A 25093-nucleotide genomic window follows, 5' to 3' on the forward strand; every position below is an offset into this window, starting at 1 on the left:
CGGTCCTGCGACTGCCCGCGACTGTGTCAGGGCTTCATGGCGACGTTGCGGATGCGGGCCACCTGCGCCACGTCGCTTTCCGCTTCCAGCGCGGTCAGAAGGTTATGCAGATGTTCCTGATCGCGCAACTCGACCTCGACCTCGATGCGGTAGAAGTCGGGCTTGCGGTCCTTGAATTCAAGGTTCGAGATATTGGCCCCCTGCGCCCCGATCAGGCTGCAGATGCGGCCCAGAACGCCCGCGTCGTGGCGGATGGTCAGCGTCAGCAGCGTCGAATAGACCGCCGGGTGACGGCCCGCGCGCCATTGCACATCGACCCAGCGGTCGGGGCTGTCCTCGTATTCCGCCAGCACCGGGCAGTCGATGGCGTGGATCACCACGCCCTTGCCGCGATAGGTGATGCCGACGATGCGTTCGCCCGGCAGCGGGCGGCAGCAGGAGGCGCGCTTGAAATCGGCGTCCGCCTCGACCCCCGCAAAGGGGCGGGTGCCGTCGATCTCGTCCTGGTGGGCGGCAAGGTCGGGATAAAGAACCTGCAACACTTCCTTGGCGGAATTTTCCGCGCTTCCGATCCGGGCCAGCAATTCGTCGCCATCGGCCAGGCCCATCTGCTTGGCGGCGGTGCGCAGCGCCTTGTCCGTGACCTTGCGGCCCACATGTTCAAAGCTGACGCGCACCAGTTCGCGGCCCAGGCGGATGAAGCGGTCGCGGTCTTCCTCGCGCAGGGACCGCCGGATCGCGGCCTTGGCGCGGCCGGTGGCGACGATGTCGAGCCAGGTCGATTGCGGGCGCTGCCCGGACGCGGCGATGATGTCCACCGACTGCCCGTTCTTCAGCCGCGTCCACAAGGGCACGCGGATCCCGTCCACCTTGGCGCCGACGCAGGAATTGCCCAGCCGGGTGTGGATGGCATAGGCAAAGTCGATGGGGGTCGCACCTTTCGGCAGTTGCAGCACGTCGCCCTTGGGGGTGAAGCAGAAGACCTGGTCCTGGTACATCTCCAGCTTGACGGCTTCCAGGAACTCGTTGTGGTCCTCGCCCTCGAAGCGGTCGGTCAGGTTGTCGATCCATTCGGCGGGATCGACCGCGAAGGGGTTCTTGGTGCGCACGCCGTCGCGATAGGCCCAGTGGGCGGCGACGCCGGCTTCCGCCACCTCGTGCATCTGGCGGGTGCGGATCTGCACCTCGACCCGCTTGCCGTCGCGGCCGGACACGGTGGTGTGGATGGACCGATAGCCGTTCGACTTGGGCTGGCTGATATAGTCCTTGAACCGCCCCGGCACGGCCCGCCAGCGGTGATGGATCACGCCAAGCGCGCGATAGCAGTCCATTTCCGACCGGGTGATGATGCGAAAGCCATAGATGTCGGACAGCCGCGAGAACGCCAGTTGCTTTTCCTGCATCTTGCGCCAGACCGAAAAGGGCTTCTTGGCGCGGCCGAAGACGGTCGCCTCGATCCCCTCGCGTTCCAGTTCCGCGCGGATGTCGGCGGTGATCGCCCCGATGATGTCGCCCGAATCGCGTTGCAGGCTGACAAAGCGGCGGATGATGGAATTGCGCGCCTCGGGGTTGATGACCTTGAAGGCGAGGTCTTCCAGCTCCTCTCGCATCCACTGCATCCCCATGCGCCCGGCAAGCGGCGCATAGATGTCCATCGTCTCGCGCGCCTTCTTGACCTGCTTTTCGGGGCGCATGGACCGGATGGTGCGCATGTTGTGCAGCCGGTCGGCCAGCTTGACCAGGATCACGCGCAAATCGCGCGACATGGCCATGAACAGCTTGCGGAAATTCTCGGCCTGCTTGGACTGGGCCGAGGACAGTTCCAGGTTGGTCAGCTTGGTCACGCCATCGACCAGATCCGCGATCTCCGCCCCGAAGGCGGCGGTCAGGTCTTCCTTGGTGGACCGCGTATCCTCGACCGTGTCGTGCAGAAGCGCGGTCACGATGGTCGCGTCGTCCAGCCGCATTTCCGTCAGGATGGCGGCAACGGCGATGGGATGGGTGAAATAAGGCTCGCCCGAGTGGCGGAACTGCCCTTCATGCATCCGCATCCCGTATTCATAGGCGTCGCGGATCAGGGTGGCGTTGCTGCGCGGGTTGTAGTTGCGGACCAGCGCGATGAGGTCTTCGACGTCTATCATGATCTGCCGAAGACCCCTTCCTGTTGCCTCAACGCTGGTTGGCTTCCAGCATCATGCGCAGCATCCGTTCCTCGGATTCCTCGTCGGCGGGCTTGGGACGGTCCACCTCGGCGCCCAGCAGCAGGGCCATGGCGTCCTCCTCGGGCTCGTCGACCTCGATCTGGGTTTGGGTCGATTCGATCATGCGTTCGCGCAGCTCGTCCACGGGCTGCGTTTCCTCGGCAATCTCGCGCAGGGCGACGACCGGGTTCTTGTCGTTGTCGCGGTCCACCGTGGGCTGGCTGCCGGCGGCGATCTCGCGCGCGCGATGCGAGGCGAGCATCACCAGATCAAAGCGGTTCGGGACTTTGTCAACGCAGTCTTCAACCGTGACGCGGGCCATATACTCACCTGTGCAGTTGCGAATCGGATATCCGGGGCGAAACCGAGGATGTGGACGCCAAGGATGGAATTGTCAAGATTGGGCCAAGCCGCTGCCCGGTGCAAGCGGCGACATGCCCGACAACCCGTCGGGGCCCAGGTCCGCCAGCATCCGCGACACGGGCTTTCCCGTCAAGGGGTGGCGCCAGCCGGGCGCGATCTCGGCCAGGGGGGCCAGCACGAAGCCGCGGTCCTGCAGGCGGGGGTGGGGCAGGATCAGGCGGTCCGGTGTTTCCACCCGTTGCCGGTCGGGCGGCAGGGTGATCCAGCGGTCCAGCGTGTCCTGGTCGGGCAGGACCAGGTCGTCCAGGGCGATCAGGTCCAGGTCCAGCACCCGCGCCGACCAGCGCCCCGTGCTGCGGTCGCGGCCGAAATCCGCCTCGATCCCGTGCAGCCGCGCCAGCAGGACGGGCGCGTCCAGGCCCGTGCGAATCAGCGCCGCCGCATTGGCGTAATCGGGCCCCGACCCCGGCGGAAAGGCCGGGGTGCGCCAGATCCGGCTGGCCGAGATCATTGAAATGTCGGGCTGATCGTGCAGAATCGCCAGCGCCTCGCGCAGCGCGTGGACCGGGTCGCCCGCCCCCGACGGCAGATTTGCGCCTAAGGCGATGATACCGAAAGACAAGTTTTGCATGAGGCCTTGTTCGTTCTATGAATGGGGCACGGCCAGACCGATACCGCTAACTTCGCCGTTCGCGGGCCCGTGTCCTGAACGAACAGTTCCATTGAAGGCAACCATAATGTTTTACAAGGACGATCGCCTGGCGATCTTCATCGACGGAGCCAATCTCTACGCCTCGGCCAAGGCACTGGGCTTCGACATCGACTACAAGCTGCTGCGGCAGGAATTCGACCGCCGCGGCAAGCTGATGCGCGCCTACTACTATACCGCCCTGATGGAGGGCGAGGATTATTCCCCCATCCGCCCGCTGGTCGATTGGCTGCACTACAACGGCTATTGCGTGGTGACCAAGCCCGCCAAGGAATACACCGACACGATGGGCCGCCGGAAGATCAAGGGCAACATGGACATCGAGCTGACCATCGACGCCATGCAGCTTGCCCCCCGGCTGGACCACGCGGTGCTGTTTTCCGGCGACGGCGACTTCCGCCCGCTGATCGAGGCCTTGCAGCGCCAGGGCGTGCGCGTGTCGGTGGTGTCCACCATCCGCAGCCAGCCCCCGATGATCGCCGATGACCTGCGCCGCCAGGCCGACAACTTCATCGAGCTGGACGCGCTGCGGGATATCGTGGGAAGGCCGCCCCGGGAGCCGCAGTCGAGCGAGTGATCTGTCCGCCCGGCAATTCCAGGCGTGCCTCGCTAATTCAAAGCTGCGACAGGGTGAAGGCTGCGTACCAGATCCTTGCGCAGCACCAGTCGCGTGTCATCGAACGTCAGCAGGATATAGCCTGAGGTGGAGGTGATTTGTCTGATCCTTTTCGCACTGCGAAACTGTGCCGGGATCGCCTCCGGCTCAGCCTGGATGTCAACCAACGGCATGATGCCCAAAAAATAGCCTTGCCAGAATCCCTCTGAATCTTTGCGCAATGCGGTTTCGATTGCGGCGGTGCTGACCGCCCAAGATGAGACGGCTGTCATTGGCAACACCAGTGCGATCAGGACAAAGCCGATTACTTGTTCAAGAACCTTCCTTGAGATCATGGTCATCCAGATGACCATGGCCGCATAGGCGCCGACTGCCATCCAGAAACCAAGAGCGAGCGGTGATCGAAGCGCAAGGATGATCGCGTCAGATGGCGTCGCATAATCGGCATAGCTAAGGCCGAAGCGGTAAAAGATCGTATAGCCAGAAACCGTGCCCGCAACCACTGCCGACAAGGTCAGGACCGAGACGAACGAGGCCAACCCGAACATGGCGCGCGGCGTTCCCTCGGATTGCGGCTTCGGCCGATAACGTGGCTGCCACGGGCGCAACCGACGAAACAAGGCCACGAGGTTTACACCAGCCGCCCTTCCTGCATCGCGGCGCGCACGAAGCCTGCGAACAGCGGCGCGGGCTCGAACGGCTTCGACTTCAGTTCCGGGTGGGACTGCACGCCGATGAACCAGGGGTGGTCGGCGTATTCGATCACCTCGGGCAGCTTGCCGTCGGGCGACATGCCGGAAAAGCACAGGCCCGCCTGTTCCAGCGCCTCGCGATAGGTGGCGTCCACCTCGTAGCGGTGGCGGTGGCGGTCCTCGATCTCGGTCGCGCCGCCATAAACTTCGCTGATCCGGGAATCAGGCGCCAGCACGGCGGTATAGGCGCCCAGCCGCATGGTGCCGCCCTTGTCGTCCGTCACCTTGCGCTGCACCGTATAGTTGCCCTGCACCCATTCCTTGAGGTGATAGACGACCGGCGTAAAACGCGTCTTGCCCGCCTCGTGGTCGAATTCCTCGGAACCCGCATCGGGCATCCCGGCCAGGTTGCGCGCGGCCTCGATCACGGCCATCTGCATCCCCAGGCAGATGCCCAGATAGGGCACCTTCTTTTCCCGCGCGTATTTGGCGGCGGCCAGCATCCCCTCGGTGCCGCGCTCGCCGAAACCGCCGGGCACGATGATGCCGTGGTATCCGTCCAGCAGATGCGCGCCTTCGCCTTCCAGCTTCTCGCTGTCCACCCAGTCGGCCTTGACGCGCACGCGGTTGGCCATGCCGCCATGGGTCAGCGCCTCGGCGATGGATTTGTAGGCGTCCTCAAGCTGGGTGTACTTGCCGACCACGGCGATGTTCACCTGGCCCTCGGCGTTTTCCAGCCGGTCCATCACGTCTTCCCATTTCGACAGGTCGGGACGCGGCGCCGGGCTGATGGCAAAGGCGTCCAGCACGGCCCGGTCCAGGCCCGCGCGGTGATAGGCCAAGGGCGCCTCGTAGATCGACTTGAGGTCATAGGCGGGGATCACCGCGTCGGGGCGGACGTTGCAGAACAGCGCGATCTTGGCGCGTTCCTTTTCCGGGATCGGGTGTTCGGACCGGCAGACCAGCACGTCGGGGGCAAGGCCGATGGATTGCAGTTCCTTGACGCTGTGCTGGGTGGGCTTGGTCTTGAGTTCCCCGGACGCCGCCAGATAGGGCAGCAGCGTCAGGTGCATCAGGATGCACTGGCCGCGCGGGCGTTCGTGGATGAACTGGCGGATCGCCTCGAAGAAGGGCAGGCCCTCGATGTCGCCCACCGTGCCGCCGATCTCGCACAGCATGAAATCGACCTCGGTGTCGCCGATGGCCAGGAAGTCCTTGATCTCGTTGGTGACATGGGGGATCACCTGGATGGTCTTGCCCAGGTATTCGCCGCGCCGTTCCTTTTCCAGCACGTTGGAATAGATGCGGCCCGACGACACGCTGTCCGTCCGGCGCGCCGAGACGCCCGTGAAGCGTTCGTAATGGCCCAGGTCCAGGTCGGTTTCCGCCCCGTCATCGGTCACGAAGACCTCGCCATGCTCGAACGGCGACATGGTGCCGGGATCGACGTTCAGATAGGGGTCCAGCTTGCGCAGCCGCACGGTGAAGCCGCGTGCCTGCAACAGCGCGCCCAGTGCCGCCGAGGCCAGGCCCTTGCCAAGCGAGGACACGACGCCGCCGGTGATGAAGATGTAACGCGCCATGAAGGCCCCCGTGATTTCGCAAAGTCTGTCTGGTTGCGGGCCGTCCGACGGCCAGCATCACGGGGCTCAAGCTATAGCCGATTCGCCCCGTGGCCGCAAGGAACCGCAAGCTGATGTGGGGGCGGGTTCAGCCGCCCCTAGTTGTGGTGTGGATCAGTTCGCCGGTGCGGGCGCGGCGGGCGCCGGCGCGGCCGGGGGCGCGACAGGCTCGACCGCCGGAGCATCGGCTGCGGGTGCCGCAGCTTCCGGCGTGGCCGGGTCAGTCGCCGCTTCGGGCGCGGGCGGGGTCAGCGGATCGCCGGCCGCCCCGGTCGAGGGCGGCGGCACATAGGCCGGCACCTGCGGCAGCGTCGACTCCTGACGGCCCTCGGGCACGCCCAGCTGGTCCATGATGGAACTGTTGCTGACCTGCCGCGCGGCGATGATGGTCAGCGCGATCGAGGTCACGAACAGCGCGATGCCGAAGATCCAGGTCAGCCGCGTCAGGGCGTTCGCGGCCTGCCGGCCGGTCATCACGCCACCGCCGCCGCCCATGCCAAGCCCGCCGCCTTCGGAGCGTTGCAGCAGCACCACCCCGGTGAGCAGCACCGCGAGGATCAGATGGATGGTCAGGACGACGTTTTCCACGGCTTTCGGCCTTTCGCTTTCGGACGCGCCTATCTAGTCATCCGGGCAGATGTTGGCAAGCAGAGTAAACCCATGCCCGCGCTGATGATCCAGGGCACCGGATCGAATGTCGGAAAGTCGCTGCTGGTCGCGGGCCTGTGCCGCGCCGCCCGGCGCCGGGGCCTGTCGGTCGCGCCCTTCAAGCCGCAGAACATGTCGAACAACGCAGCCGTCACCGCCGATGGCGGGGAAATCGGCCGGGCGCAGGCGCTCCAGGCCCGCGCCTGCGGGCTGGAACCGCTGGCCGACATGAACCCGGTGCTGCTGAAGCCCGAAACCGATACCGGCGCGCAGGTGATCCTGCAGGGCCGCGCCATCGCGCGCGCCGAGGCGCGTGATTACGCGGCGTTGCGCCCGCGCCTGCTGGCGGGGGTTCTGGAGAGTTTCGCGCGCCTGTCCGCCGCGCATGACCTGGTGATCGCCGAAGGCGCGGGCAGCCCGGCCGAGGTCAACCTGCGCCCCCGCGACATCGCCAACATGGGCTTCGCGCGGGCCGCTGGCGTGCCCGTGGTGCTGGCGGGCGACATCGACCGGGGCGGGGTGATCGCGCAGATCGTGGGGACGCAGGCGGTTCTGGACGCAGGAGATGCCGCGATGATCCGGGGCTTCCTGGTCAACAAGTTCCGGGGCGACCTGCGGCTGTTCGACGACGGCTATCGGATGATCGAGGACCACACCGGCTGGCGCGGCTTTGGCGTGGTGCCATGGTTTGCTGGCGCGCACCGCCTGCCTGCTGAAGACGCGGTGGACCTGCGCGCCTCAGGCGGGCAGGGGCTGCATGTGGTCTGCCTGTGCCTGTCGCGGATCGCGAATTTCGACGACCTGGATCCGCTGGCGGCGGAGCCGGGGGTGCGGCTGACCATGCTGGGGCCGGGCCGGGCGATCCCCGGCGATGCCGGTCTGGTGGTGATCCCCGGCACGAAATCCACGCTGGGGGATCTCGCCTTCCTGCGGGCGCAGGGATGGGACGTGGACCTGGCCGCCCATGTCCGGCGCGGCGGATCTGTGCTGGGCCTCTGCGGCGGGTTCCAGATGCTGGGCCAGGTGATCCGCGATCCCGGGGGCAGCGATGGCGTCGCGGGCGAGGTCGCGGGCCTTGGCCTGCTGGACGTGGAGACGGTGATGGCCCCCGACAAGCGGCTGGACCGCGTCACCGGCACCGCGAGGGGAGAGCCGGTCACGGGATACGAGATCCACATGGGCCGCACCCATGGCCCCGACTGCGCGCGGCCCTTTGCCCATATCCCCGGTCCCGATGGCGCGGTCAGCGCCGATGGCCGGATCATGGGGACGTATCTGCACGGGCTGTTCTCGGGCGATGCGTTCCGGGCGGCGTTTCTTGCGCGGCTCGGGGCGGCTTCGCAGCCGGGATATGAAGCGGGGGTGGACCGGGCCCTGAACGATCTGGCCGACCACCTTGAAGCGCATCTGGATGTGGCGGGGCTGCTGGCGGTTTCCGGTTTGTGACGCCGGGGCGGCTGGACGAAACGTCCCCGGCGCGCTACCTCGTGGGGCATGGAACATGCGAAACCACCTCTGATGCTTTATCTGGCCGCCCCGCGCGGGTTCTGCGCGGGCGTGGACCGGGCCATCAAGATCGTCGAGATGGCGTTGCAGAAATGGGGCGCCCCCGTCTATGTCCGCCACGAGATCGTCCACAACAAGTTCGTCGTGGACGCCCTGCGCGACCAGGGCGCGGTCTTTGTCGAGGAACTGGACCAGGTGCCCGACGACCGCCCGGTGATCTTTTCCGCCCATGGCGTGCCCAAGGCGGTGCCCGCCGAGGCGCGGCGGCGCAACATGATCCATGTGGACGCGACCTGTCCCCTGGTCACCAAGGTCCATAACGAGGCCGCGCGCCATCACGCCGAAGGGTTGCAGATGGTGATGATCGGCCATGCGGGCCACCCCGAGGTGCTGGGCACCATGGGCCAGCTGCCCCCGGGCGAGGTGATCCTGGTCGAGACGGTCGCCGATGTGGCGGCCATCGCCCCCCGCGATCCCGACCGGCTGGCCTTCATCACCCAGACCACCTTGTCGGTCGATGACACCGCCGAGATCGTCGAGGCCCTGAGGGCGCGCTTTCCCGCCATCGCCGGTCCTGCGCGCGAGGACATCTGCTATGCCACCACCAACCGCCAGGCGGCGGTCAAGGCGGTCGCGCCCAGGATCGACGCGCTGCTGGTGATCGGGGCGCCCAATTCCTCGAATTCCAGGCGCCTGGTCGAGGTCGGGCGGGCTGCGGGCTGCGCCTATTCGCAACTGGTGATGCGCGCCGACCAGATCGACTGGCGCGCCATCGACGGCGCGACGGCCGTGGGCGTGACCGCAGGGGCCAGCGCCCCCGAGGTGCTGGTGAACGAGGTGATCGACGCCTTTCGCGACCGCTATGACGTGACGGTCGAGATCGTCGAAACGGCGCAGGAGAATGTCGAGTTCAAGGTGCCGAAGGTGCTGCGGGAAACCGCCTGAGGCGCAAGCCGGGGGCCAGCCCCCGGACCCCCGGGATATTTAGGCCAAGATGAAAGAGGCGTGATGCGGCTTTATTCCATGCCTTCGTCGGGCAACAGCTACAAGGTGCGGTTGCTGCTGGCGCTGCTGGGTCGCGTGGTCGAGACGGTCGATTGCGAATATGGATCGGACACCCTGGCCGAGGTGAAGCCCAGGCTGCCCTATGGCAAGCTGCCCGTGCTGGAACTGGACGACGGGACGATGCTGGCGGAATCCGATGCGATCCTGTGGTATCTGGGCGAGGGGACGGAATTCATCCCCGCCGATCCGGTAACGCGCGCGCAGATGCTGGGCTGGATGTTCTGGGAACAATACAACCACGAACCCGTCATTGCCGTTCGGGCGGCGCTGCTGTCCTATCCCGAACGCGCGGCGCAGGCCACGCCCGAGCGGCTGGCGGATTTGCTGGACCGGGGCCATTCCGTCCTGCAGGTGATGGAGGACCGGCTGGCGGGCCGCGACTGGCTGGTGGGTGATGCGGCCAGCCTGGCCGATATCTGCCTTTATGCCTATACCCACACGGCGGGGGAACGCGGCGGCTTCGACATGGCGCGGTTCCCGGCGGTTGGCCGCTGGCTGGACCGCGTGGCGGCCTTGCCGGGATATGTTGGCCTGAATGACTGAGCTTTTCGCCTGGACCGATGGCGCGTGCAGCGGCAATCCCGGCCCCGGTGGCTGGGGCGTGCTGATGCGCGCGATGGATGGCGACAGGATCGTCAAGGAACGCGAGCTTGCGGGCGGCGAGGCGCTGACCACCAACAACCGGATGGAATTGATGGCGGCGATTTCCGCGCTTGAGGTTCTGGCGCGTCCAAGCGCGATCACCATCACCACCGACAGCGCCTATGTGAAGAACGGCGTGACCCAGTGGATCCACGGCTGGAAGCGGAACGGCTGGAAAACCGCCGACAAGAAGCCCGTCAAGAACGTCGAACTGTGGCAGCGCCTGGACGAGGCGCAGCGGCGGCATACCGTCACCTGGGAATGGATCAAGGGCCATGCAGGCCACCCGGAAAACGAACGCGCGGATGAGCTGGCGCGGGGCGGCATGGCGCCCTTCAAGCCTGCGAAGGTTGCGGGGTGACGCTGGCGGGGCTGGTCCCCTGGCTCGATTACGCCAGCGTGCTGGTCTTCGCGCTGACCGGGGCGCTGGTGGCCAGCCGGGCGCAGCTGGACCTGGTGGGCTTCATCTTCTTCGCCACGCTGACCGGCATCGGCGGCGGCACGGTGCGCGACCTGGTGCTGGGCCGCGATCCGGTCTTCTGGGTAGAGCGGCCCGAACTGATCCTGCTGACGACGGGCGCGGCGGTCGTGGTGTTCTTCACGGCGCATCTGTTTGAAAGCCGGTACAACCTGATCGTCTGGCTGGACGCATTCGCCCTGGCGGTGGCCGTGCCTGCGGGCGTGGGCCTTGCCCTGGAAGCGGGGGTCAGCCCGGTCGTGGTGGTTGCCATGGGCGTCGTCACCGGCACCTTCGGCGGGCTGATCCGCGACGTTGTGGGCAACGAACTGCCCATGGTGCTGAAGCAGGGCGAACTTTACGTCACCGCGACCTTCGGGGGCGCGGTGATGGCCGTGGCCCTGATCGGCCTGGGGATGCCCCGCCCCGTGGCGCTGATCTTCTGCGGGCTGGTGGTCATCGCCCTGCGCGCGGGCAGCTTGGCTCTGGGGTGGAGCCTGCCGACCTACAAGGCGCGCCCGCCCCGGCGCTAGGGCAGGCCGTCATCGTAAAACAGGCGGGCCGTCCTGGGTGGGGCGGATATCCTCGACACCCATGCGCAGGCCCTGGCCGATGCGATGCGCCAGGGCAGACCAGGCGCGGGCGGCGTCGGGGGGCAGGGTGCGGCGCAGGGTTTCGTCGAACAGCGCCAGCCAGATCGGGAAATGATCGGCGCGCACATCGCCCGCCTTCATATGCGCGCGCATCGGGCTGCCGTCATAGCTGCGTTCGTAAAGGATCGCGTTGCGCCAGAAGGCGGCGATCCTGGCCTCGTGCGCGGGCCAGTCGGAAACATGGTGGGCGAAGACCGGGCCCAGCACCTCGTGCCGGCGGACCGCGCCGTAGAAGACGGCGACGACCTGGTCGATCTGGTCCGGGGTCACATCGAAGCGGGGCGGGATCATGGGATCCATGTGGCGCGGCGGCAGGCCGGATGCAAGGCGCGGTTTGACGCATGGGGCAGGGGCTGCTATCCCCGCGCGCCGTCAAGGAGGCCCCATGTCCCATTACACCGATGCGCTGACCCAGCTTGGCGCCAGGACCGACCTGCCCGCCAGCCCCGAAAAGGCCGTGCTGGAGCGCGTCCCGAACCCCCAGGCGGGCGAGGTCTATGCCGTGCGCTTCACGCAGCCCGAGTTCACCAGCCTGTGCCCGATCACCGGCCAGCCGGATTTCGCGCATCTGGTGATCGACTATGTGCCCGGCGACTGGCTGGTCGAATCGAAGTCGCTGAAGCTGTTTTTGGGCAGCTTCCGCAATCACGGCGCCTTTCACGAGGACTGCACGGTGGGCATCGGCAAGCGGCTGGTTCAGGCGATCGCGCCCCAGTGGCTGCGGATCGGCGGTTACTGGTATCCGCGCGGCGGGATGCCCATCGACGTGTTCTGGCAGACGGGCGCGGCCCCTGCCGGGTTGTGGCTGCCGGATCAGGGCGTGGCGGGGTATCGGGGAAGGGGTTAGCGCAGGTTCCGCCACAGCATCAGCACCGCGTCGGACAGGTCGCCCGCGCGGGCCAGCAGGTGTTCGCGCTCGATCCCCGAAGCGGGCTCGGCGCGGTCCAGCCGGTCCAGCAGGCGCAGGATGCGGCGGCGGTGGGTGCCGGTCCAGACCTGCACCGGATCGGCGACCAGCCCCGCGAAGGTCGTGACCAGCGATCCGATCACCGCCAGGGCGATGCCCGTGCCGATCACCTCCCACGGGGACAGTTCGACTGGGAAGGCCCAGTACCAGGCCCGGCCCAGGGTGTCGCCCAGCAGGAAGTCGCTGACTGCCGTGGAATGGGCGCGGATCTCGGCCAGCGGCCCGGCCAGAGAGATGACGCCCGGCGTCGCGCGGTTGAACAGCAGCCAGCCGGAAACCAGCACGATCAACGAGGTGGTGATCTCGGACACGGCATTGCGGGTCTCGGCCAGGGCCGCGGCCTGGTGGCGGACGGCATCAGACGGGGCGTTGGGGCCGATGCCCTGGGCGTCCAGCCCGGCGATCAGGGCCAGCAGGTCGCGTTCGATCACCCGGCCCATGTCCGAGGGCAGGAAGATCCGCCGCGCGCCCAGCCAGGCGCCCGCGCGCCTTGCCCCAAGCCGCGACAAAGCCCAGGCCAGCAGGCGCGTCAGCAAGAAGACCGGCGACAGCATCACGTTCACCGGCGCGCGCAGCAGATCCCACCCCAACGCCGCGCGGTGCAGGCGCAGGCTGCCGCGCGGGCCGTATCGGTCGCGGACGAAGCGCGACACGGCGGCGCGGCGGCGCAGGGCATTGTCGGTCAGGGTTGCGGGCACGCGGGCGGGTTCCTATAGAGGGCGGCATGGAATTTCTGGCGTTCGGACCCCGAATTAGCAACCCGGCGGCGTGAGGTTTCGCGCCGCCGGGTCGCCGCATGTCCGAACCCTTGCCCTCGAAGGATGCCCCGATGGCCGCCGATACCCTTGCCGAAAACGCCCCCGACTACCGTGACACGGTTTTCCTGCCGCAGACCGAGTTTCCCATGCGCGCGGGCCTGCCGCAGCGCGAGCCCGAATGGCTGGCCCGGTGGGAGCGCATCGGCATCTATGACCGCCTGCGCGAAAGGGCGGAAGGCCGCGCGCCCTTCATCCTGCATGACGGTCCCCCCTATGCCAACGGCCACCTGCATATCGGCCACGCGCTGAACAAGACCATCAAGGACATCATCGTGCGCAGCCACCAGATGATAGGCCGCGACGCGCGCTATGTTCCCGGCTGGGACTGCCACGGGTTGCCGATCGAATGGAAGATCGAGGAGAAATACCGCGCCGAGGGCCGCGACAAGGACGCCGTGGACGTGGTCGAGTTCCGCCAGGAATGCCGCCGTTTTGCCGACGAATGGATCGACATCCAGCGGCAGGAATTCAAGCGCTTGGGCATCACCGGCAAGTGGGACGATCCCTATCTGACGATGGATTTCCACGCCGAGGCGGTGATCGCGGCCGAGTTCATGAAGCTGGTGATGAACGGCGCGCTGTATCAGGGATCCAAGCCCGTGATGTGGTCGCCGGTGGAAAAGACCGCCCTGGCCGAGGCCGAGGTCGAATACAAGGACCACACCAGCCACACGATCTGGGTGCGGTTCCGGGTGGAATCGTCGCAGGGTATTTGGGCAACGAAGAAGCCCGCGAGCGTGGTCATCTGGACGACGACGCCCTGGACCATTCCGCAGAACCGGGCTGTCGCGTTCAATCCGGGCATCGCCTATGGCCTGTACCAGGTCGGCGCGGTGGCCGAGAATGCGACCGCGCAGGCGGGCGAGGTGCTGGTGCTGGCCGATGCCCTGGCGGACAGCGTGATGAAGGCCGCCAAGGTCGAGGATTGGCAGCGCATGGCCGATGTTCCTGCATCCGAGCTTGAGGGGGTTGTGCTGTCGCATCCCTTCCGCGGCATCGAGGGCGGCAACGGCGAATGGGACTATGATGTTCCCCTGCTGCCCGGCGACCATGTCACCGACGACGCGGGCACGGGCTTTGTCCACACCGCGCCCAGCCATGGCGACGACGACTATCAGCTTGGCCTGCGCTTCAAGCTGCCGATGACCTATAACGTCGAACCCGACGGATCCTATCGCGCCGATCTGCCGCTGTTCGGGGGTCAGGCGATCATCGAAGCGGATGGCAAGGATGGCCCGGCCAATGTCAGCGTCATCAAGCAACTGGCCTATGCCGGGGCGCTGCTGGCCAAGGGGAAGATCAAGCATTCCTATCCCCATTCCTGGCGGTCCAAGGCGCCGCTGATCTATCGCAACACCCCGCAATGGTTCGCGGCCATCGACAAGCCTCTGGCCGACGGCATGGGCGCGCATGGCGACACGATCCGCACGCGGGCGCTGACCAGCATCGACAAGCTGGTGAAATGGTGGCCGCAGACCGGGCGGAACCGGATTCATTCCATGGTGGAAAACCGCCCCGACTGGGTGCTGTCGCGCCAGCGGGCCTGGGGCGTGCCGCTGACCTGCTTCGTGCGGCGCGGCGCCAAGCCCACCGACGACGACTTCCTGCTGCGCGACCAGCGCGTCAACGACCGCATCATCGCGGCGTTCGAGGCCGAGGGCGCAGATGTCTGGTATCGTGACGGCTTCAAGGCGCAGGTGCTGGACGGCATCGTGAACCCCGACGATTACGATCAGGTCATGGACGTGCTGGACGTGTGGTTCGATTCCGGCTCGACCCATGCCTTCGTGCTGCGCGACCGGGCGGACGGGGCACCGGACGGGATCGCCGACGTTTACCTGGAAGGCACCGACCAGCATCGCGGCTGGTTCCAGTCCTCGCTATTGCAGGGCTGCGCGACCAAGGGCCGCGCGCCCTATCGCAACGTGGTGACGCATGGCTTCACCCTCGACGAGAAGGGCATGAAGATGTCCAAGTCGCTGGGCAACACCATCGTGCCGGCGAAGGTGATCGAGCAATATGGCGCCGACATCCTGCGCCTGTGGGTGGCCCAGGCTGATTACACCGCCGACCAGCGGATCGGGCCGGAAATCCTGAAGGGGACCGCCGACAGCTATCGCCGGTTGCGCAACACGTTGCGCTTCCTGCTGGGGGCGCTGGACGGCTTCACCGATGCCGAAAAGCTGGACCCGGCGCAGATGCCCGAACTGGAACAGTGGATCCTGCACCGGCTGGCGCAACTGGATCATGCCGTGCGCAAGGGATACGACCAGTTCGACTTCCAGGGCGTGTTCCAGACGCTGTTCCAGTTCTGCACCGTCGATCTGTCGGCCTTCTATTTCGACATCCGCAAGGACGCGCTTTATTGCGACGCCCCGGACAACCCGCGCAGGCGGGCGGCGCGGACGGTGCTGGACATCCTGTTCCACCGGCTTGTCACCTGGCTGGCCCCGATCCTGCCCTTCACGACCGAGGATGTGTGGCTGTCGCGCTTCCCGTCCTACGACGACAGCGTGCATCTGCACGACTTCCCCGACACCCCCGCCGACTGGCTGAACGAGCCGCTGGCCGTGAAATGGGACCACATCCGCCGCGCCCGCCGCGTGGTGACGGCCGCGCTGGAGGTCAAGCGCACCGACAAGACCATCGGCGCCAGCCTTGAGGCCGCGCCCGTCGTCCATGTCGAGGACCGCGACATGCTGGCCGCCCTGAAATCCGTGGATTTCGCGGATGTCTGCATCACGTCCGACCTGTCGCTGACCGCCGACCCGGCCCCGGCCGAGGCTTTCCGCATGGCCGAGACCCCCGGCATCGGCGTCGTCTTCGAGGCGGCCGAGGGCGAGAAGTGCCAGCGGTGCTGGAAGATCCTGCCCGATGTGGGAACGCACGCCCATCCCGGCGTCTGCGGGCGCTGCGACGACGTGCTGGCCTGACCCGTCCCGGCCCGCGCGGGGTTCGTCCCCGCGCGGGCCGGTCGCTTGACGCCGCCTCCGCCCCGGACCATCCTGCCGCCGCGTGAACAGATGGCAGGACGACGATGCATCACCCCGACCCCGACCGTTACGACCGGATGCAATACCGCCGCTGCGGGCGGTCCGGGTTGCAACTGCCCGCGATCAGCCTGGGGCTGTGGCACAATTTCGGCCATGACACCCCGCACGACACGAAACGCGACATCTGCCGCACGGCCTTCGATCTGGGCATCACCCATTTCGACCTGGCCAACAACTATGGCCCGCCCCCCGGCAGCGCCGAGGAAGCGTTCGGAGAGATCCTGCGCACCGATTTCGCGGGCCATCGGGACGAACTGGTCATCAGCACCAAGGCCGGCTGGCGCATGTGGCCCGGCCCTTACGGCGAATTCGGCAGCCGCAAATACCTGATCCAGTCCTGCGACCAGTCGCTCAAGCGGTTGGGCGTCGATCACGTCGATATCTTCTATTCCCACCGCTTCGACCCCGACACGCCGCTGGAGGAAACCATGGGCGCGCTGGACCAGATCGTGCGGTCGGGACGCGCGCTGTATGTGGGGATTTCCAGCTATAACAGCGCCCGCACGCGCGAGGCCGTGGCGATCCTGCGCGACCTGGGCACGCCCTGCCTGATCCACCAGCCAAGCTATAACATGCTGAACCGCTGGATCGAACGCGACGGGCTGCTGGACACGCTGGACGACCTGGGGGTGGGCAGCATCGTCTTTACCCCTCTGGCCCAGGGGATGCTGACGGGGAAATACCTGCGGGGCATCCCCGCCGACAGCCGCGCGGCGCAAGGGAAATCGCTGGCCCCCGACTGGCTGACCGACGACATGATCGCCCGCCTGAACGGGCTGAACGACCTGGCCGCCGCGCGCGGGCAAAGCCTGGCGCAGATGGCGGTGGCCTGGACCCTGCGCGACAAGCGCGTGACCAGCGCGCTGATCGGGGCCTCGCGTGCGTCCCAGGTGACCGATTGCGTGGGCGCGCTGGACCGGCTGGATTTCACCGCCGACGAACTGGCCCGCATCGACGACCTGTCGGCGGGCGGCGACGTGAACATCTGGCGCGGCTCGACCGAGGGCGCGGGCGAGGGGTAGGGACAGACCGCCCGACCCGTGCTAGGCTGGTCCCAGCAAGGGGGCCGCCATGCCTGTTGTCAGCGTCAGCCTGATGAACCTTCCCGAAACCGAGGCCGCGCTTGGCTGGGCGGGCGCCCATTGCCTGATCGCCGACCGCCCCGAGGGGCGCGCGGGCGGCATGGGCCTGGGCTTCAACGGCGCGCAGTTGCTGGCCCTGGCCATCGGCGGCTGCTTTTGCAACGACCTGCGCTATATCGCGCACCGGCGGGGGGTGGGGATCGCCTCGCTTGCGGTGAAGGTGCATCTGGCGATGGAGGGCGATCCGCTGATCGCCACGGGGGCCGAGATGACCGTGCAATGCGCCATGGCGGACGGATCGGACCCGCAGCCCTTGATCGACGAGGCCAGGGAAAGCTCGATGGTCGGTTGTTCGCTGCCCCGCGGGATTCCCGTGGTGGTTTCACCGGATTCGCGGCCCGATTGAATCGGCGCCGTGCTGGCGGTTCCCCGCCCGCTTCGCGGTTGACTGCCCGGGCCGTTTGGCCGGACTGTCTCAGGATCCGATCCAGACAAGGCCCCGGCGATCCCCCATGGAAGCACAGCCCCATCCGCATCAGGCGGAACGATTGAAGGATCTGCACGACCTGGAGATCCTCGACACCCCGCGAGAGGAGGATTTCGACGCGGTGGTCGCCCTGGCGGCGGAGTTGTGCGAGGCGCCGATTTCCGTCATCAACCTGATCGACGCCGACCGCCAGTGGTTCAAGGCCGAGGTGGGTCTGGGCGTGCGGGAAACGCCGCTGGATACCTCGCTTTGCGCCCATGCGATCCTGGAACGCGATTTCCTGGAAATCCCCGACACGCGGCTGGACGCACGGATGCGGGACAACCCCTTGTGCCTGGGCGACGGGGGGCTGCGCTTTTACGCGGGCGCGCTGTTGCGGACGGATCGCGGGCTGCCCATCGGCACGCTCTGCATCCTGGACACCCGGCCCCGGCAATTGACCGGCCTGCAACGCCGGGCGCTGGTGGTGCTGGCGGGGCAGGTGATGGCGCAGATCAAGCTGCGCCGGGCCCTGCGCCGGGCCGAGGCGATGCGGCAAGAGGCCGATCACCGGGTCAAGAACTCGTTGCAGGCCATGGCCTCGCTGATCATGCTGCAGGCGCGGGACGCGGAACCCGCCGCCCGCGCGGCGCTGGACCAGGTGGGGCGCCAGGTCCGGTCGGTTGCCACGCTGCACGCGATGCTGAACCGGCACGGCGGGTCCGACGCGGTGGCCTTGCAGCCCTATGCGGCCGGGGTCGGGGCGATCCTGGACGAGTCGCTGCCCGCGCGTCTTTCGGTCAGCGTCGAGGCCGCGCCGGTGATGGTCACCTCGGCGCAGGCCGCCGCGATCGGGACGATCATGAACGAATTCGCCAGCAACGCCCTCAAGCACGCCTTCCCGGACGGCCGGGCGGGGCGGGTCTCCTTTGCCATCCAGCCCGACGGGGCCGACAGCCTGCGCCTTGTCTGCGCCGATGACGGGATCGGGTGCGATTGGGACAAGGTGGACCGGAACGCCAGCCTGGGGCTGCGGGTGATGATGGCCACGGCCGAAACCTTGGGCGGGCCCTTGCGGCCGGTGGATCGCGGCGCGGGGCTGGCCCTGGCGATGACCTTCGGGATCGACCGGACGATCAACCCGGCCTGACGCGCGCTAGTCCCACCACCAGCTGTTCTTCTTCAGCGCCTGCCGGATCGGCTTTTCCCTCAGGGGCAGCCCCCCGGCGAACAGGGGGCGCACCTTGTCGCGGCCCTTGCCCTGGTAGATCAGCTTCTTCGCCGGTTCCCAATCCTTCAGGCGCTTCTTGATGCGGTTGGGGGCGGTCGCGGCCTCCAGCACCTCCAGCACGGCATCGGATTCGCGGGCGTAAAGCAGCGGCAGCTTGCGGTAATGGCAGGTCACATCGCCATCGAGGCCCGTCAGGCCGGGTCCGGGACGCCCGCCGCCAAGGCTGTGGATCACCAGGGGCAGGATCACCTGGTCCAGCCAGGGGTCGAGGCTTTGGCAGGCCAGTTCGTCGGGCGGATCGTTTCGCACCGACAGCGCCCAATTCAGGAACCGCTGACCAAAGACCGCCGGATCGGGACCGAAGAACCAGCCCGCGTTGAAATACAGATACCGCTCCCAATGCTCGTCCGGCTGGGACAGATCCAGGGACGACGTGAAATCCAGGCCGAAGCGGTCGTAAAGCGACTTCCAGATCGCGCCGTAGCCGGGGCCATAGAGCGGCGGTTCGGGCCATGTCCCCTCGCGCCGCATGGATGCCGCGGGTTTGCCATCGAAGGGCACCCGGTCCAGCGGACCCGTCACCAGCGTGTCGGTGTCGAAAAAGGCGAAGGGTTCCCCGGCGGGCAGGACCGACAGCGCCTCGATCTTGTTGCCATAGGGATAGGCCGCGCCGAAATGGCGGGCGGTGAAGGGCGCGATCTCGGCCCCCAGGCTGTCCAGCAGGGCGCGGGTGTCGTCGGCCATGCGGGTGTCGTGACCGGCCCAGGCACCGTCCGGCTGCGGTTCGGCCACGATCAGGCGGCCGGTGAAATCGGGCGCGGCATGGCGCAGGCTGGCGGCGAACAGGATCGCCTCGAATTCCAGCCGCCCGCCTTGGGCCAGGATCAGCAGGTTCGGCGCGGCCATCAGGAGGCCAGCATGTCGAAGACGGTTTCCTTCGGACGGCAAAGCCGCGCGCCCCGGGGGCCGAAGACCACCGGGCGTTCGATGACGGCGGGGTGTTTCGCCATGGCCGCGATCAGCGCGTCATCCGTCAGCGACGGATCGCCCAGGCCAAGGTCGTCGTAAGGCGTGTTCCGCCGCCGCAGCAACGCGCGCGGGGCCATGCCCAGCCGGTCCAGTGCCGCGCGCAGTTCGGCCACCGTGGGCGGCTGCGCCTGATAGTCGCGCACCGTCAGGTCCACCCCCGCATCCTGCAAGGCTTGCAGGACAAAGCGCGAGGTCGTGCATTTCGGATTATGCCAGATGGTATAGTCAGCCATGAAAACAACCCTAGCGCGCAATGTCGGGAATGGGAAGCGCGCTGGTCGCCTTGATCTCCTCCATCGACAACAGGGCGGTGACGTTGTGGATCTTCACCTCGCCGATCAGCGACTGATAGAAACGGTCATAGGCGCGGGCGTTTTTCACCTGCACCTTCAGGATATAGTCTATGTCGCCCGCCAGCCGGTGCGCCTCGATCACCTCGGGGCGTTCGCGCAGCGCCTTGAGGAAGCGCGCGGCCCAGGCCTTGTCATGTTCGCTGGTGCGGATCAGCACGAAGAAACAGGCCTCCAGCCCCAGGGCCTCGGGGTCCAGGATCGCCACCTGGCGGCGGATCACGCCAGCCTCTCGCAGCTTGCGGATCCGGTTCCAGACGGGGGTCTTGGACGCGCCCACGCGGTCGGCGATCTGATCCAGCGACAGGCTCGCATCCTCTTGCAGCAGGGACAGGATTTTGCGATCCACCTCGTCCAGCCGGAAATTTGTTTTGGCGTGACCCATATTCTGTGGAAGCTGTTCCGACATGTCTGACCGTTGTGGCTGAATGTCCTTATTTTCCCGACCCTATCGCAAAATTCCAGAACAAAATTCTATATTGTCCAGGACAACTCGAAAGGTCCGATCCATGAGCAAAGCCTTCGTCCCGACGGCCGCCAAGCCCGGCGTCATCACCGCGAACGACCTGCGCGAAGGCCATAACGTCTGGATGTGCGAGGATGGCTGGACCGCCGATCCCGCGCAGGCGACCCTGTTCGAGGACGAGGCCATCGCCGACCTGGCGCTGCTGAAGGCGGTGGGCCAGTCCGGCATCGTCGTCGGCCCCTATCTGGTCGAGGCCCGGCGCGGCCCCAACGGCCCCGAGCCCACCCATTTCCGCGAGGCCTTCCGCCAGCGCGGGCCGTCCAACTATTTCCACGGCATCCAGGCCGTGAAGCAAGCCAAGCAGACCGAGGCCAGCAATGTTTGACGTCCGTCCCGTCGATACCGACTATGTGCGCCACCGTGCGGCCCAGTTCCGCGCCCAAGTCGAACGACGCCTGGACGGCAGCCTGACGGAAGACGAATTCCGGCCCCTGCGCCTGATGAACGGCGTCTATCTGCAGCTTCACGCCTATATGCTGCGGATCGCCATTCCCTATGGCACCATCAGCCCCGACCAGATGCGGATGCTGGCCCATCTGGCCGAAACCTATGACAAGGGCTATGGCCACTGGACCACGCGGCAGAACATCCAGTTCAACTGGCCCCGGCTGGTGGACATCCCCGACATGCTGGACCACCTGGCATCCGTCGGGATGCACGCCATCCAGACATCCGGCAACACGATCCGCAACGTGACCACCGACGCCTTCGCGGGGGCCGCCGCCGACGAATACATGGACCCGCGCCCCTATGCCGAGCTGCTGCGCAGCTGGTCCACGGATCACGCGGAATTCCAGTTCCTGCCGCGCAAGTTCAAGATCGCCATCACCGGGGCGCAGCGCGACCGCGCCCTGGTCGCGGCCCATGACATCGGGTTGCGCCTGCGCCAGCAGGACGGCCAGACGGGGTTCGAGGTCTGGGTGGGCGGGGGCCTTGGCCGCACGCCCATGCTGGGCAAGGTGATCCGCGACTTCCTGCCCGAAGGCGACCTGCTGGCCTATATCGAGGCGATCATCTCGACCTACAACCTGTCGGGACGGCGCGACAACAAGTACAAGGCCCGCATCAAGATCACCGTCCATGAACGCGGCCTGGATGTCTTCAAGGCCGAGGTCGAGGAGGAATTCCTCAACCGCCGTCGCGATTTCCATGGCGCCGACCGTGAGGCGCTGGCGATCTTCAAGGACCGCTTCGCCGCCCCCGCCTTCCGCAACGGCCCGGTCGATGCTTACGAAGCCGAGCGGGCGCGGAACGGCGCCTTCCGCAGCTGGACCGACACCAACCTGCATCCGCACAAGGTGGACGGCTATGCCAGCGTGATCGTCACCTTCAAGACGCATGGCGCGACGCCGGGCGATGCCAGCGCCGACCAGATGCGCCTGCTGGCCGATCTGGCGGAACAATACGGCCATTCCGACCTGCGCATCAGCCACGACCAGAACGTCGTGCTGCCCCATGTCCACAAGTCGGACCTGCCCGCCGTCTATGCGGCGCTGCAAGGGGCGGGGCTTGCCACCGCCAATGCGGGCCTAACCAGCGACATCATCGCCTGCCCGGGCATGGACTACTGCACGCTGGCGACCGCCCGGTCGATCCCCATCGCGCAGGAAATCGCCACCCATTTCAAGGATGCGGGGCTGGAAGACGAGATCGGCAAGCTGAACATCCGCATCTCGGGCTGCATCAACGCCTGCGGGCATCACCACCTGGGCCATATCGGCATCCTGGGCCTGGACCGGGCGGGGGTGGAAAACTACCAGATCACGCTGGGCGGCGACGGATACGACATCCCGGCCATTGGCGAACGGGCCGGGGCGGGCTTCCCCTATGACCAGGTCGTGCCCGCCATCGACCGGCTGCTGCGCGCCTATCTGGAGGTGCGCGCGGACGCGTCCGAACGCTTCATCGACGCCTATCGCCGCCTTGGTCCCGCCCCCTTCAAGGCCGCGCTCTACCCCGAGCCTGCCGATGATTGACGACACGCTGGACGGGCGGGCCGCGCGGCTGAACGACCGCTATCGCCACCATGCCGCGACCGAGGTTCTGCGCCGCGCCGTCAGCGACCCCGACCTGGGGCGGGTGGCGCTGGTGTCGTCCTTTGGCGCGGAATCGGTGGTGCTGCTGCACATGGTCAGCCGGGCGGCGCCGGGCCTGCCGGTGCTGTTCATCGACACGCAGATGCTGTTTCCCGAAACGCTGGACTATCAGCACGAGGTGTCGGCAAGATTGGGCCTGACCAATGTGCAGGTGATCCGGGCGACCGAGGCGGACGTGGCGCGCCAGGATCCCGACGGCACGCTGCACCAGTTCGACGCCAATGCCTGCTGCGACCTGCGCAAGACGGTGCCGCTGGAACGGGCGCTGTCGGGCTATGACGCCTGGATCACGGGCCGCAAGCGGTTCCAGAACAGCGACCGCGCCGCGCTGGAGTTCTTTGAGCCCGAGCCGCCGTCGCGCCTGCGCATCAACCCGCTGGCTCATTGGCGGGCCGAGGACGTGCAGGACTACATGGTCGAAAACAACCTGCCGCGTCATCCGCTGGTCGCGCGCGGCTATCCCTCGATCGGCTGCGCGCCCTGCACCTCGCCGGTGCGCCCTGGCGAGGATCCGCGCGCGGGCCGCTGGCGGGGCAGCGACAAGTCCGAATGCGGCATCCACTTCATTGGCGGCAAGATGGTCCGCGGAAAGGTTCCGGCATGACCGAACGACTGAACAGCGAACGCGTCATCGCGCGCGACGACGGCTTCCACCCGCTGGTCGAGGAGGCCGAGGAGGTGCTGGCCCCCGACACGCCGCTGGCCGACCTGGCCCAGCATCTGGACCGCGACCTGATCGCCATCGACTTTCCGTCCTTCAGCGACGGGCGCGGTTTCTCGCTGGCCCGCCGCTTGCGCGAGATGGGCTTCAAGGGCCGGTTGCGCGCCTCGGGCCGGCTGATCGCCGACCAGTATGCCATGGCCCGCCGCGTGGGCTTTGACGAGGTCGAGGTCGCCCCCGACATCGCCGCACGCCAGCCCGCCGAACAATGGATCATGCGGGCCGACTGGCAGGCCTATGACCACCGCGCCAAGCTGGCGGGCTGAGGGCTTTCCCCCCGCCGCCCGATCGACTAGAACACAGGAAATCCCATGACGCTGGACATCCCCGTGGCCGACGCCGCCCCCAAGACTGCCCCGAAGACGCTTCCCGACGCGCAGACCGTGACGGCGGTCAGGCACTGGACCGACAGCCTGTTTTCCTTTCGCGTGACGCGCCCTGCATCCCTGCGCTTTCGGTCGGGCGAATTCGTGATGATCGGCCTTCTGGGCGACAACGGCAAGCCCTTGCTGCGGGCCTATTCCATCGCCAGCCCCAACTGGGACGAGGAACTGGAATTCTATTCCATCAAGGTGCCGGACGGGCCGCTGACCTCGAAATTGCAGCATATCCAGCCGGGGGACGAGATCATCCTGCGCCCCAAACCCGTGGGCACGCTGGTCCTTGACGCGCTGCTGCCCGGCAAGCGGCTGTGGTTCCTGGCGACCGGCACCGGCATCGCGCCCTTCGCCAGCCTGATGCGCGACCCGGAAACCTATGAACGCTACGAGCAGGTGATCATGATGCACACCTGCCGCACGGCGGACGAGCTGGCCTATGGCCGCGAGCTGGTCGAGAACCTGCGCCACGATCCCCTGCTGGGCGAGATTTATGGCGAGGATTTCGCCAACCGCCTGGTCTATTATCCCACCACCACGCGGGAACAATCGCCGCGCATGGGCCGGATCACCGACAACATGACCTCGGGCAAGGTGTTCGCCGACCTGGGCCTGCCGCCGATCAGCCCGGAAACCGACCGCGCGATGGTCTGCGGCAGCCTGGCCTTCAACGTGGATGTGAAGGCGGTTCTGGAAGGCTTCGGCCTGCGCGAAGGGGCCAATTCCGAACCGCGTGAGTTCGTGGTGGAAAAGGCCTTCGTCGGCGACGGCGTCTGATTTCCGTGCATTGGAATGGCTTGGCAAGGGCGCGGCAGAGGCCGCGCCCTTTGCCGTTCCGGGGGCTTTCCTGCCGATCACGGCAGGGTCACGCAAGTGTTTGGAACTTGGCCGTTTGCCCGCCTGTTAAGAAGGCAACGCCGTAACCGTCCGAGCGAGAGGAGTTCCCATGCGCCGGATCATCCACAACACCACCGCCATCGCGGCCTGCCTGTCGCTGCTGGTGCCGCAGCTTGCCCAGGCACAGGCCGAACGGGAACAGCCGCCGGTCCGCGCGGGACAGGCGCAGCCCGCCGCGCCCAAGGAGCAGCCCGCCGAGGCCGAGCCGAAGCCGCAGCGGACGCGCGAGCAGCCCCCCGCCGCCCAGGCCGAGCCGAAGCCGCAGCGTCAGCGCGCCGAACAGGCCGAACCCGCCGCGCCGCAGCG

The 25093-nt window shown here is 67.1% G+C and carries 27 protein-coding genes and 1 pseudogene; 17 read left to right on the forward strand and 11 right to left on the reverse strand.

What is annotated here, in order from left to right:
* Positions 1-26: 26 nt before the first annotated feature.
* From JX613_RS03505 to folK, 3 genes are all read right to left on the reverse strand, one after another.
* Positions 27-2141 (reverse strand): RelA/SpoT family protein, encoded by a 2115-nt coding sequence (locus JX613_RS03505; protein WP_207100069.1) that lies wholly within the window; start codon positions 2139-2141, stop codon positions 27-29.
* Positions 2142-2169: 28 nt separating this feature from the next.
* Entirely contained in the window at positions 2170-2523 is a 354-nt protein-coding gene (rpoZ, locus tag JX613_RS03510) for a DNA-directed RNA polymerase subunit omega (protein WP_207100070.1), read from the reverse strand.
* 72 nt (positions 2524-2595) lie between these two features.
* The gene (folK, locus tag JX613_RS03515; protein WP_207100071.1) at positions 2596-3195 is read right to left on the reverse strand and encodes a 2-amino-4-hydroxy-6-hydroxymethyldihydropteridine diphosphokinase; all 600 of its coding nucleotides are present in this window, start codon (positions 3193-3195) and stop codon (positions 2596-2598) included.
* A gap of 106 nt (positions 3196-3301) precedes the next feature.
* On the opposite strand from folK, the gene JX613_RS03520 reads away from it, so the two are divergent.
* Complete coding sequence (locus JX613_RS03520; RefSeq protein ID WP_207100072.1) at positions 3302-3850, forward strand: LabA-like NYN domain-containing protein; 549 nt, start codon at positions 3302-3304, stop codon at positions 3848-3850.
* 32 nt (positions 3851-3882) lie between these two features.
* Here the strand turns inward: JX613_RS03520 and JX613_RS03525 are convergent, their stop codons facing one another.
* The 3 genes from JX613_RS03525 to secG all read right to left on the reverse strand — a co-directional run bounded on the left by JX613_RS03525 (position 3883) and on the right by secG (position 6791).
* Positions 3883-4437, reverse strand: a complete 555-nt coding sequence (locus JX613_RS03525; protein ID WP_207100073.1) for a hypothetical protein — start codon at positions 4435-4437, stop codon at positions 3883-3885.
* Between the two features lie 83 nt (positions 4438-4520).
* Entirely contained in the window at positions 4521-6164 is a 1644-nt protein-coding gene (locus JX613_RS03530; RefSeq protein ID WP_207100074.1) for a CTP synthase, read from the reverse strand.
* Between the two features lie 153 nt (positions 6165-6317).
* Positions 6318-6791 carry a preprotein translocase subunit SecG gene (gene secG / locus JX613_RS03535; protein ID WP_207100075.1) on the reverse strand — a complete coding sequence of 158 codons (474 nt, stop codon included), beginning with the start codon at positions 6789-6791 and terminating at the stop codon, positions 6318-6320.
* Between the two features lie 72 nt (positions 6792-6863).
* On the opposite strand from secG, the gene JX613_RS03540 reads away from it, so the two are divergent.
* From JX613_RS03540 to JX613_RS03560, 5 genes are all read left to right on the forward strand, one after another.
* Entirely contained in the window at positions 6864-8297 is a 1434-nt protein-coding gene (locus JX613_RS03540; RefSeq protein ID WP_207100076.1) for a cobyric acid synthase, read from the forward strand.
* Between the two features lie 48 nt (positions 8298-8345).
* A complete protein-coding gene (ispH, locus tag JX613_RS03545) occupies positions 8346-9302 on the forward strand; it encodes a 4-hydroxy-3-methylbut-2-enyl diphosphate reductase (RefSeq protein ID WP_207100078.1) in 957 nt (318 codons plus the stop codon).
* Between the two features lie 63 nt (positions 9303-9365).
* Entirely contained in the window at positions 9366-9965 is a 600-nt protein-coding gene (locus JX613_RS03550) for a glutathione S-transferase family protein (RefSeq protein WP_207100079.1), read from the forward strand.
* Positions 9958-10425, forward strand: a complete 468-nt coding sequence (rnhA, locus tag JX613_RS03555) for a ribonuclease HI (RefSeq protein ID WP_207100080.1) — start codon at positions 9958-9960, stop codon at positions 10423-10425. The genes JX613_RS03550 and rnhA overlap by 8 nt, the downstream gene beginning before the upstream one ends.
* Before the next feature lie 2 nt (positions 10426-10427).
* Positions 10428-11054, forward strand: coding sequence for a trimeric intracellular cation channel family protein (locus tag JX613_RS03560; RefSeq protein ID WP_237168337.1), 627 nt, complete (start codon positions 10428-10430; stop codon positions 11052-11054).
* A gap of 9 nt (positions 11055-11063) precedes the next feature.
* Here JX613_RS03560 and JX613_RS03565 read toward each other — a convergent pair whose 3' ends face one another.
* The gene (locus tag JX613_RS03565; RefSeq protein ID WP_207100082.1) at positions 11064-11465 is read right to left on the reverse strand and encodes a group III truncated hemoglobin; all 402 of its coding nucleotides are present in this window, start codon (positions 11463-11465) and stop codon (positions 11064-11066) included.
* Positions 11466-11559: 94 nt separating this feature from the next.
* Here JX613_RS03565 and queF point away from each other — a divergent pair, with 94 nt between their 5' ends.
* Entirely contained in the window at positions 11560-12021 is a 462-nt protein-coding gene (gene queF / locus JX613_RS03570; RefSeq protein ID WP_207100083.1) for a preQ(1) synthase, read from the forward strand.
* Here queF and JX613_RS03575 read toward each other — a convergent pair.
* Positions 12018-12839 (reverse strand): DUF6635 family protein, encoded by an 822-nt coding sequence (locus JX613_RS03575; protein ID WP_207100084.1) that lies wholly within the window; start codon positions 12837-12839, stop codon positions 12018-12020. The genes queF and JX613_RS03575 overlap by 4 nt on opposite strands.
* A gap of 131 nt (positions 12840-12970) precedes the next feature.
* Here JX613_RS03575 and ileS point away from each other — a divergent pair, with 131 nt between their 5' ends.
* The 4 genes from ileS to JX613_RS03595 all read left to right on the forward strand — a co-directional run bounded on the left by ileS (position 12971) and on the right by JX613_RS03595 (position 18710).
* Complete coding sequence (ileS, locus tag JX613_RS03580) at positions 12971-15892, forward strand: isoleucine--tRNA ligase (protein WP_207100085.1); 2922 nt, start codon at positions 12971-12973, stop codon at positions 15890-15892.
* 104 nt (positions 15893-15996) lie between these two features.
* Positions 15997-17034: an L-glyceraldehyde 3-phosphate reductase gene (gene mgrA / locus JX613_RS03585; protein WP_207100086.1), complete on the forward strand. Its 1038-nt coding sequence runs from the start codon at positions 15997-15999 to the stop codon at positions 17032-17034.
* Positions 17035-17083: 49 nt separating this feature from the next.
* A complete protein-coding gene (locus tag JX613_RS03590) occupies positions 17084-17500 on the forward strand; it encodes an OsmC family protein (protein WP_207100087.1) in 417 nt (138 codons plus the stop codon).
* A 106-nt stretch (positions 17501-17606) separates the two neighbouring features.
* Positions 17607-18710, forward strand: coding sequence for a sensor histidine kinase (locus JX613_RS03595; protein ID WP_207100088.1), 1104 nt, complete (start codon positions 17607-17609; stop codon positions 18708-18710).
* Between the two features lie 6 nt (positions 18711-18716).
* Here JX613_RS03595 and JX613_RS03600 read toward each other — a convergent pair whose 3' ends face one another.
* Genes JX613_RS03600 through JX613_RS03610 form a run of 3 tightly spaced genes read right to left on the reverse strand, consistent with a single transcriptional unit; the run spans position 18717 to position 20555 of the window.
* Entirely contained in the window at positions 18717-19697 is a 981-nt protein-coding gene (locus tag JX613_RS03600; protein ID WP_207100089.1) for a hypothetical protein, read from the reverse strand.
* Positions 19697-20053, reverse strand: coding sequence for an arsenate reductase (glutaredoxin) (gene arsC, locus JX613_RS03605; protein ID WP_207100090.1), 357 nt, complete (start codon positions 20051-20053; stop codon positions 19697-19699). Before arsC ends, JX613_RS03600 begins: the two co-directional genes overlap by 1 nt.
* Before the next feature lie 10 nt (positions 20054-20063).
* The gene (locus JX613_RS03610; RefSeq protein ID WP_207100091.1) at positions 20064-20555 is read right to left on the reverse strand and encodes an Lrp/AsnC family transcriptional regulator; all 492 of its coding nucleotides are present in this window, start codon (positions 20553-20555) and stop codon (positions 20064-20066) included.
* Between the two features lie 124 nt (positions 20556-20679).
* Here JX613_RS03610 and JX613_RS03615 point away from each other — a divergent pair, with 124 nt between their 5' ends.
* The 6 genes and pseudogenes from JX613_RS03615 to JX613_RS03640 all read left to right on the forward strand — a co-directional run.
* Complete coding sequence (locus JX613_RS03615; RefSeq protein WP_207100092.1) at positions 20680-21021, forward strand: DUF2849 domain-containing protein; 342 nt, start codon at positions 20680-20682, stop codon at positions 21019-21021.
* Positions 21014-22672, forward strand: coding sequence for a nitrite/sulfite reductase (locus tag JX613_RS03620; protein WP_207100093.1), 1659 nt, complete (start codon positions 21014-21016; stop codon positions 22670-22672). Before JX613_RS03615 ends, JX613_RS03620 begins: the two co-directional genes overlap by 8 nt.
* A complete protein-coding gene (locus tag JX613_RS03625; RefSeq protein ID WP_207100094.1) occupies positions 22665-23396 on the forward strand; it encodes a phosphoadenylyl-sulfate reductase in 732 nt (243 codons plus the stop codon). The genes JX613_RS03620 and JX613_RS03625 overlap by 8 nt, the downstream gene beginning before the upstream one ends.
* Entirely contained in the window at positions 23393-23779 is a 387-nt protein-coding gene (locus JX613_RS03630) for a DUF934 domain-containing protein (RefSeq protein ID WP_207100095.1), read from the forward strand. The genes JX613_RS03625 and JX613_RS03630 overlap by 4 nt, the downstream gene beginning before the upstream one ends.
* Positions 23780-23824: 45 nt before the next feature.
* Complete coding sequence (locus JX613_RS03635; RefSeq protein ID WP_207100096.1) at positions 23825-24667, forward strand: ferredoxin--NADP reductase; 843 nt, start codon at positions 23825-23827, stop codon at positions 24665-24667.
* Between the two features lie 169 nt (positions 24668-24836).
* A pseudogene (locus JX613_RS03640) lies at positions 24837-25093 on the forward strand (hypothetical protein); the annotation flags it as partial.

The sequence above is a fragment of the Paracoccus shandongensis genome (assembly GCF_017315735.1).
GTDB lineage: Bacteria > Pseudomonadota > Alphaproteobacteria > Rhodobacterales > Rhodobacteraceae > Paracoccus > Paracoccus shandongensis.

Coding starts and splice junctions, on each gene's coding strand:
- JX613_RS03505 (WP_207100069.1), bottom strand. CDS start 2,141: ATGATAGACGTCGAAGACCTCATCGCGCTGGTCCGCAACTACAACCCG.
- rpoZ (WP_207100070.1), bottom strand. CDS start 2,523: ATGGCCCGCGTCACGGTTGAAGACTGCGTTGACAAAGTCCCGAACCGC.
- folK (WP_207100071.1), bottom strand. CDS start 3,195: ATGCAAAACTTGTCTTTCGGTATCATCGCCTTAGGCGCAAATCTGCCG.
- JX613_RS03520 (WP_207100072.1), top strand. CDS start 3,302: ATGTTTTACAAGGACGATCGCCTGGCGATCTTCATCGACGGAGCCAAT.
- JX613_RS03525 (WP_207100073.1), bottom strand. CDS start 4,437: ATGTTCGGGTTGGCCTCGTTCGTCTCGGTCCTGACCTTGTCGGCAGTG.
- JX613_RS03530 (WP_207100074.1), bottom strand. CDS start 6,164: ATGGCGCGTTACATCTTCATCACCGGCGGCGTCGTGTCCTCGCTTGGC.
- JX613_RS03540 (WP_207100076.1), top strand. CDS start 6,864: ATGCCCGCGCTGATGATCCAGGGCACCGGATCGAATGTCGGAAAGTCG.
- ispH (WP_207100078.1), top strand. CDS start 8,346: ATGGAACATGCGAAACCACCTCTGATGCTTTATCTGGCCGCCCCGCGC.
- JX613_RS03550 (WP_207100079.1), top strand. CDS start 9,366: ATGCGGCTTTATTCCATGCCTTCGTCGGGCAACAGCTACAAGGTGCGG.
- rnhA (WP_207100080.1), top strand. CDS start 9,958: ATGACTGAGCTTTTCGCCTGGACCGATGGCGCGTGCAGCGGCAATCCC.
- JX613_RS03565 (WP_207100082.1), bottom strand. CDS start 11,465: ATGATCCCGCCCCGCTTCGATGTGACCCCGGACCAGATCGACCAGGTC.
- queF (WP_207100083.1), top strand. CDS start 11,560: ATGTCCCATTACACCGATGCGCTGACCCAGCTTGGCGCCAGGACCGAC.
- ileS (WP_207100085.1), top strand. CDS start 12,971: ATGGCCGCCGATACCCTTGCCGAAAACGCCCCCGACTACCGTGACACG.
- mgrA (WP_207100086.1), top strand. CDS start 15,997: ATGCATCACCCCGACCCCGACCGTTACGACCGGATGCAATACCGCCGC.
- JX613_RS03590 (WP_207100087.1), top strand. CDS start 17,084: ATGCCTGTTGTCAGCGTCAGCCTGATGAACCTTCCCGAAACCGAGGCC.
- JX613_RS03595 (WP_207100088.1), top strand. CDS start 17,607: ATGGAAGCACAGCCCCATCCGCATCAGGCGGAACGATTGAAGGATCTG.
- JX613_RS03600 (WP_207100089.1), bottom strand. CDS start 19,697: ATGGCCGCGCCGAACCTGCTGATCCTGGCCCAAGGCGGGCGGCTGGAA.
- arsC (WP_207100090.1), bottom strand. CDS start 20,053: ATGGCTGACTATACCATCTGGCATAATCCGAAATGCACGACCTCGCGC.
- JX613_RS03610 (WP_207100091.1), bottom strand. CDS start 20,555: ATGGGTCACGCCAAAACAAATTTCCGGCTGGACGAGGTGGATCGCAAA.
- JX613_RS03615 (WP_207100092.1), top strand. CDS start 20,680: ATGAGCAAAGCCTTCGTCCCGACGGCCGCCAAGCCCGGCGTCATCACC.
- JX613_RS03620 (WP_207100093.1), top strand. CDS start 21,014: ATGTTTGACGTCCGTCCCGTCGATACCGACTATGTGCGCCACCGTGCG.
- JX613_RS03625 (WP_207100094.1), top strand. CDS start 22,665: ATGATTGACGACACGCTGGACGGGCGGGCCGCGCGGCTGAACGACCGC.
- JX613_RS03630 (WP_207100095.1), top strand. CDS start 23,393: ATGACCGAACGACTGAACAGCGAACGCGTCATCGCGCGCGACGACGGC.
- JX613_RS03635 (WP_207100096.1), top strand. CDS start 23,825: ATGACGCTGGACATCCCCGTGGCCGACGCCGCCCCCAAGACTGCCCCG.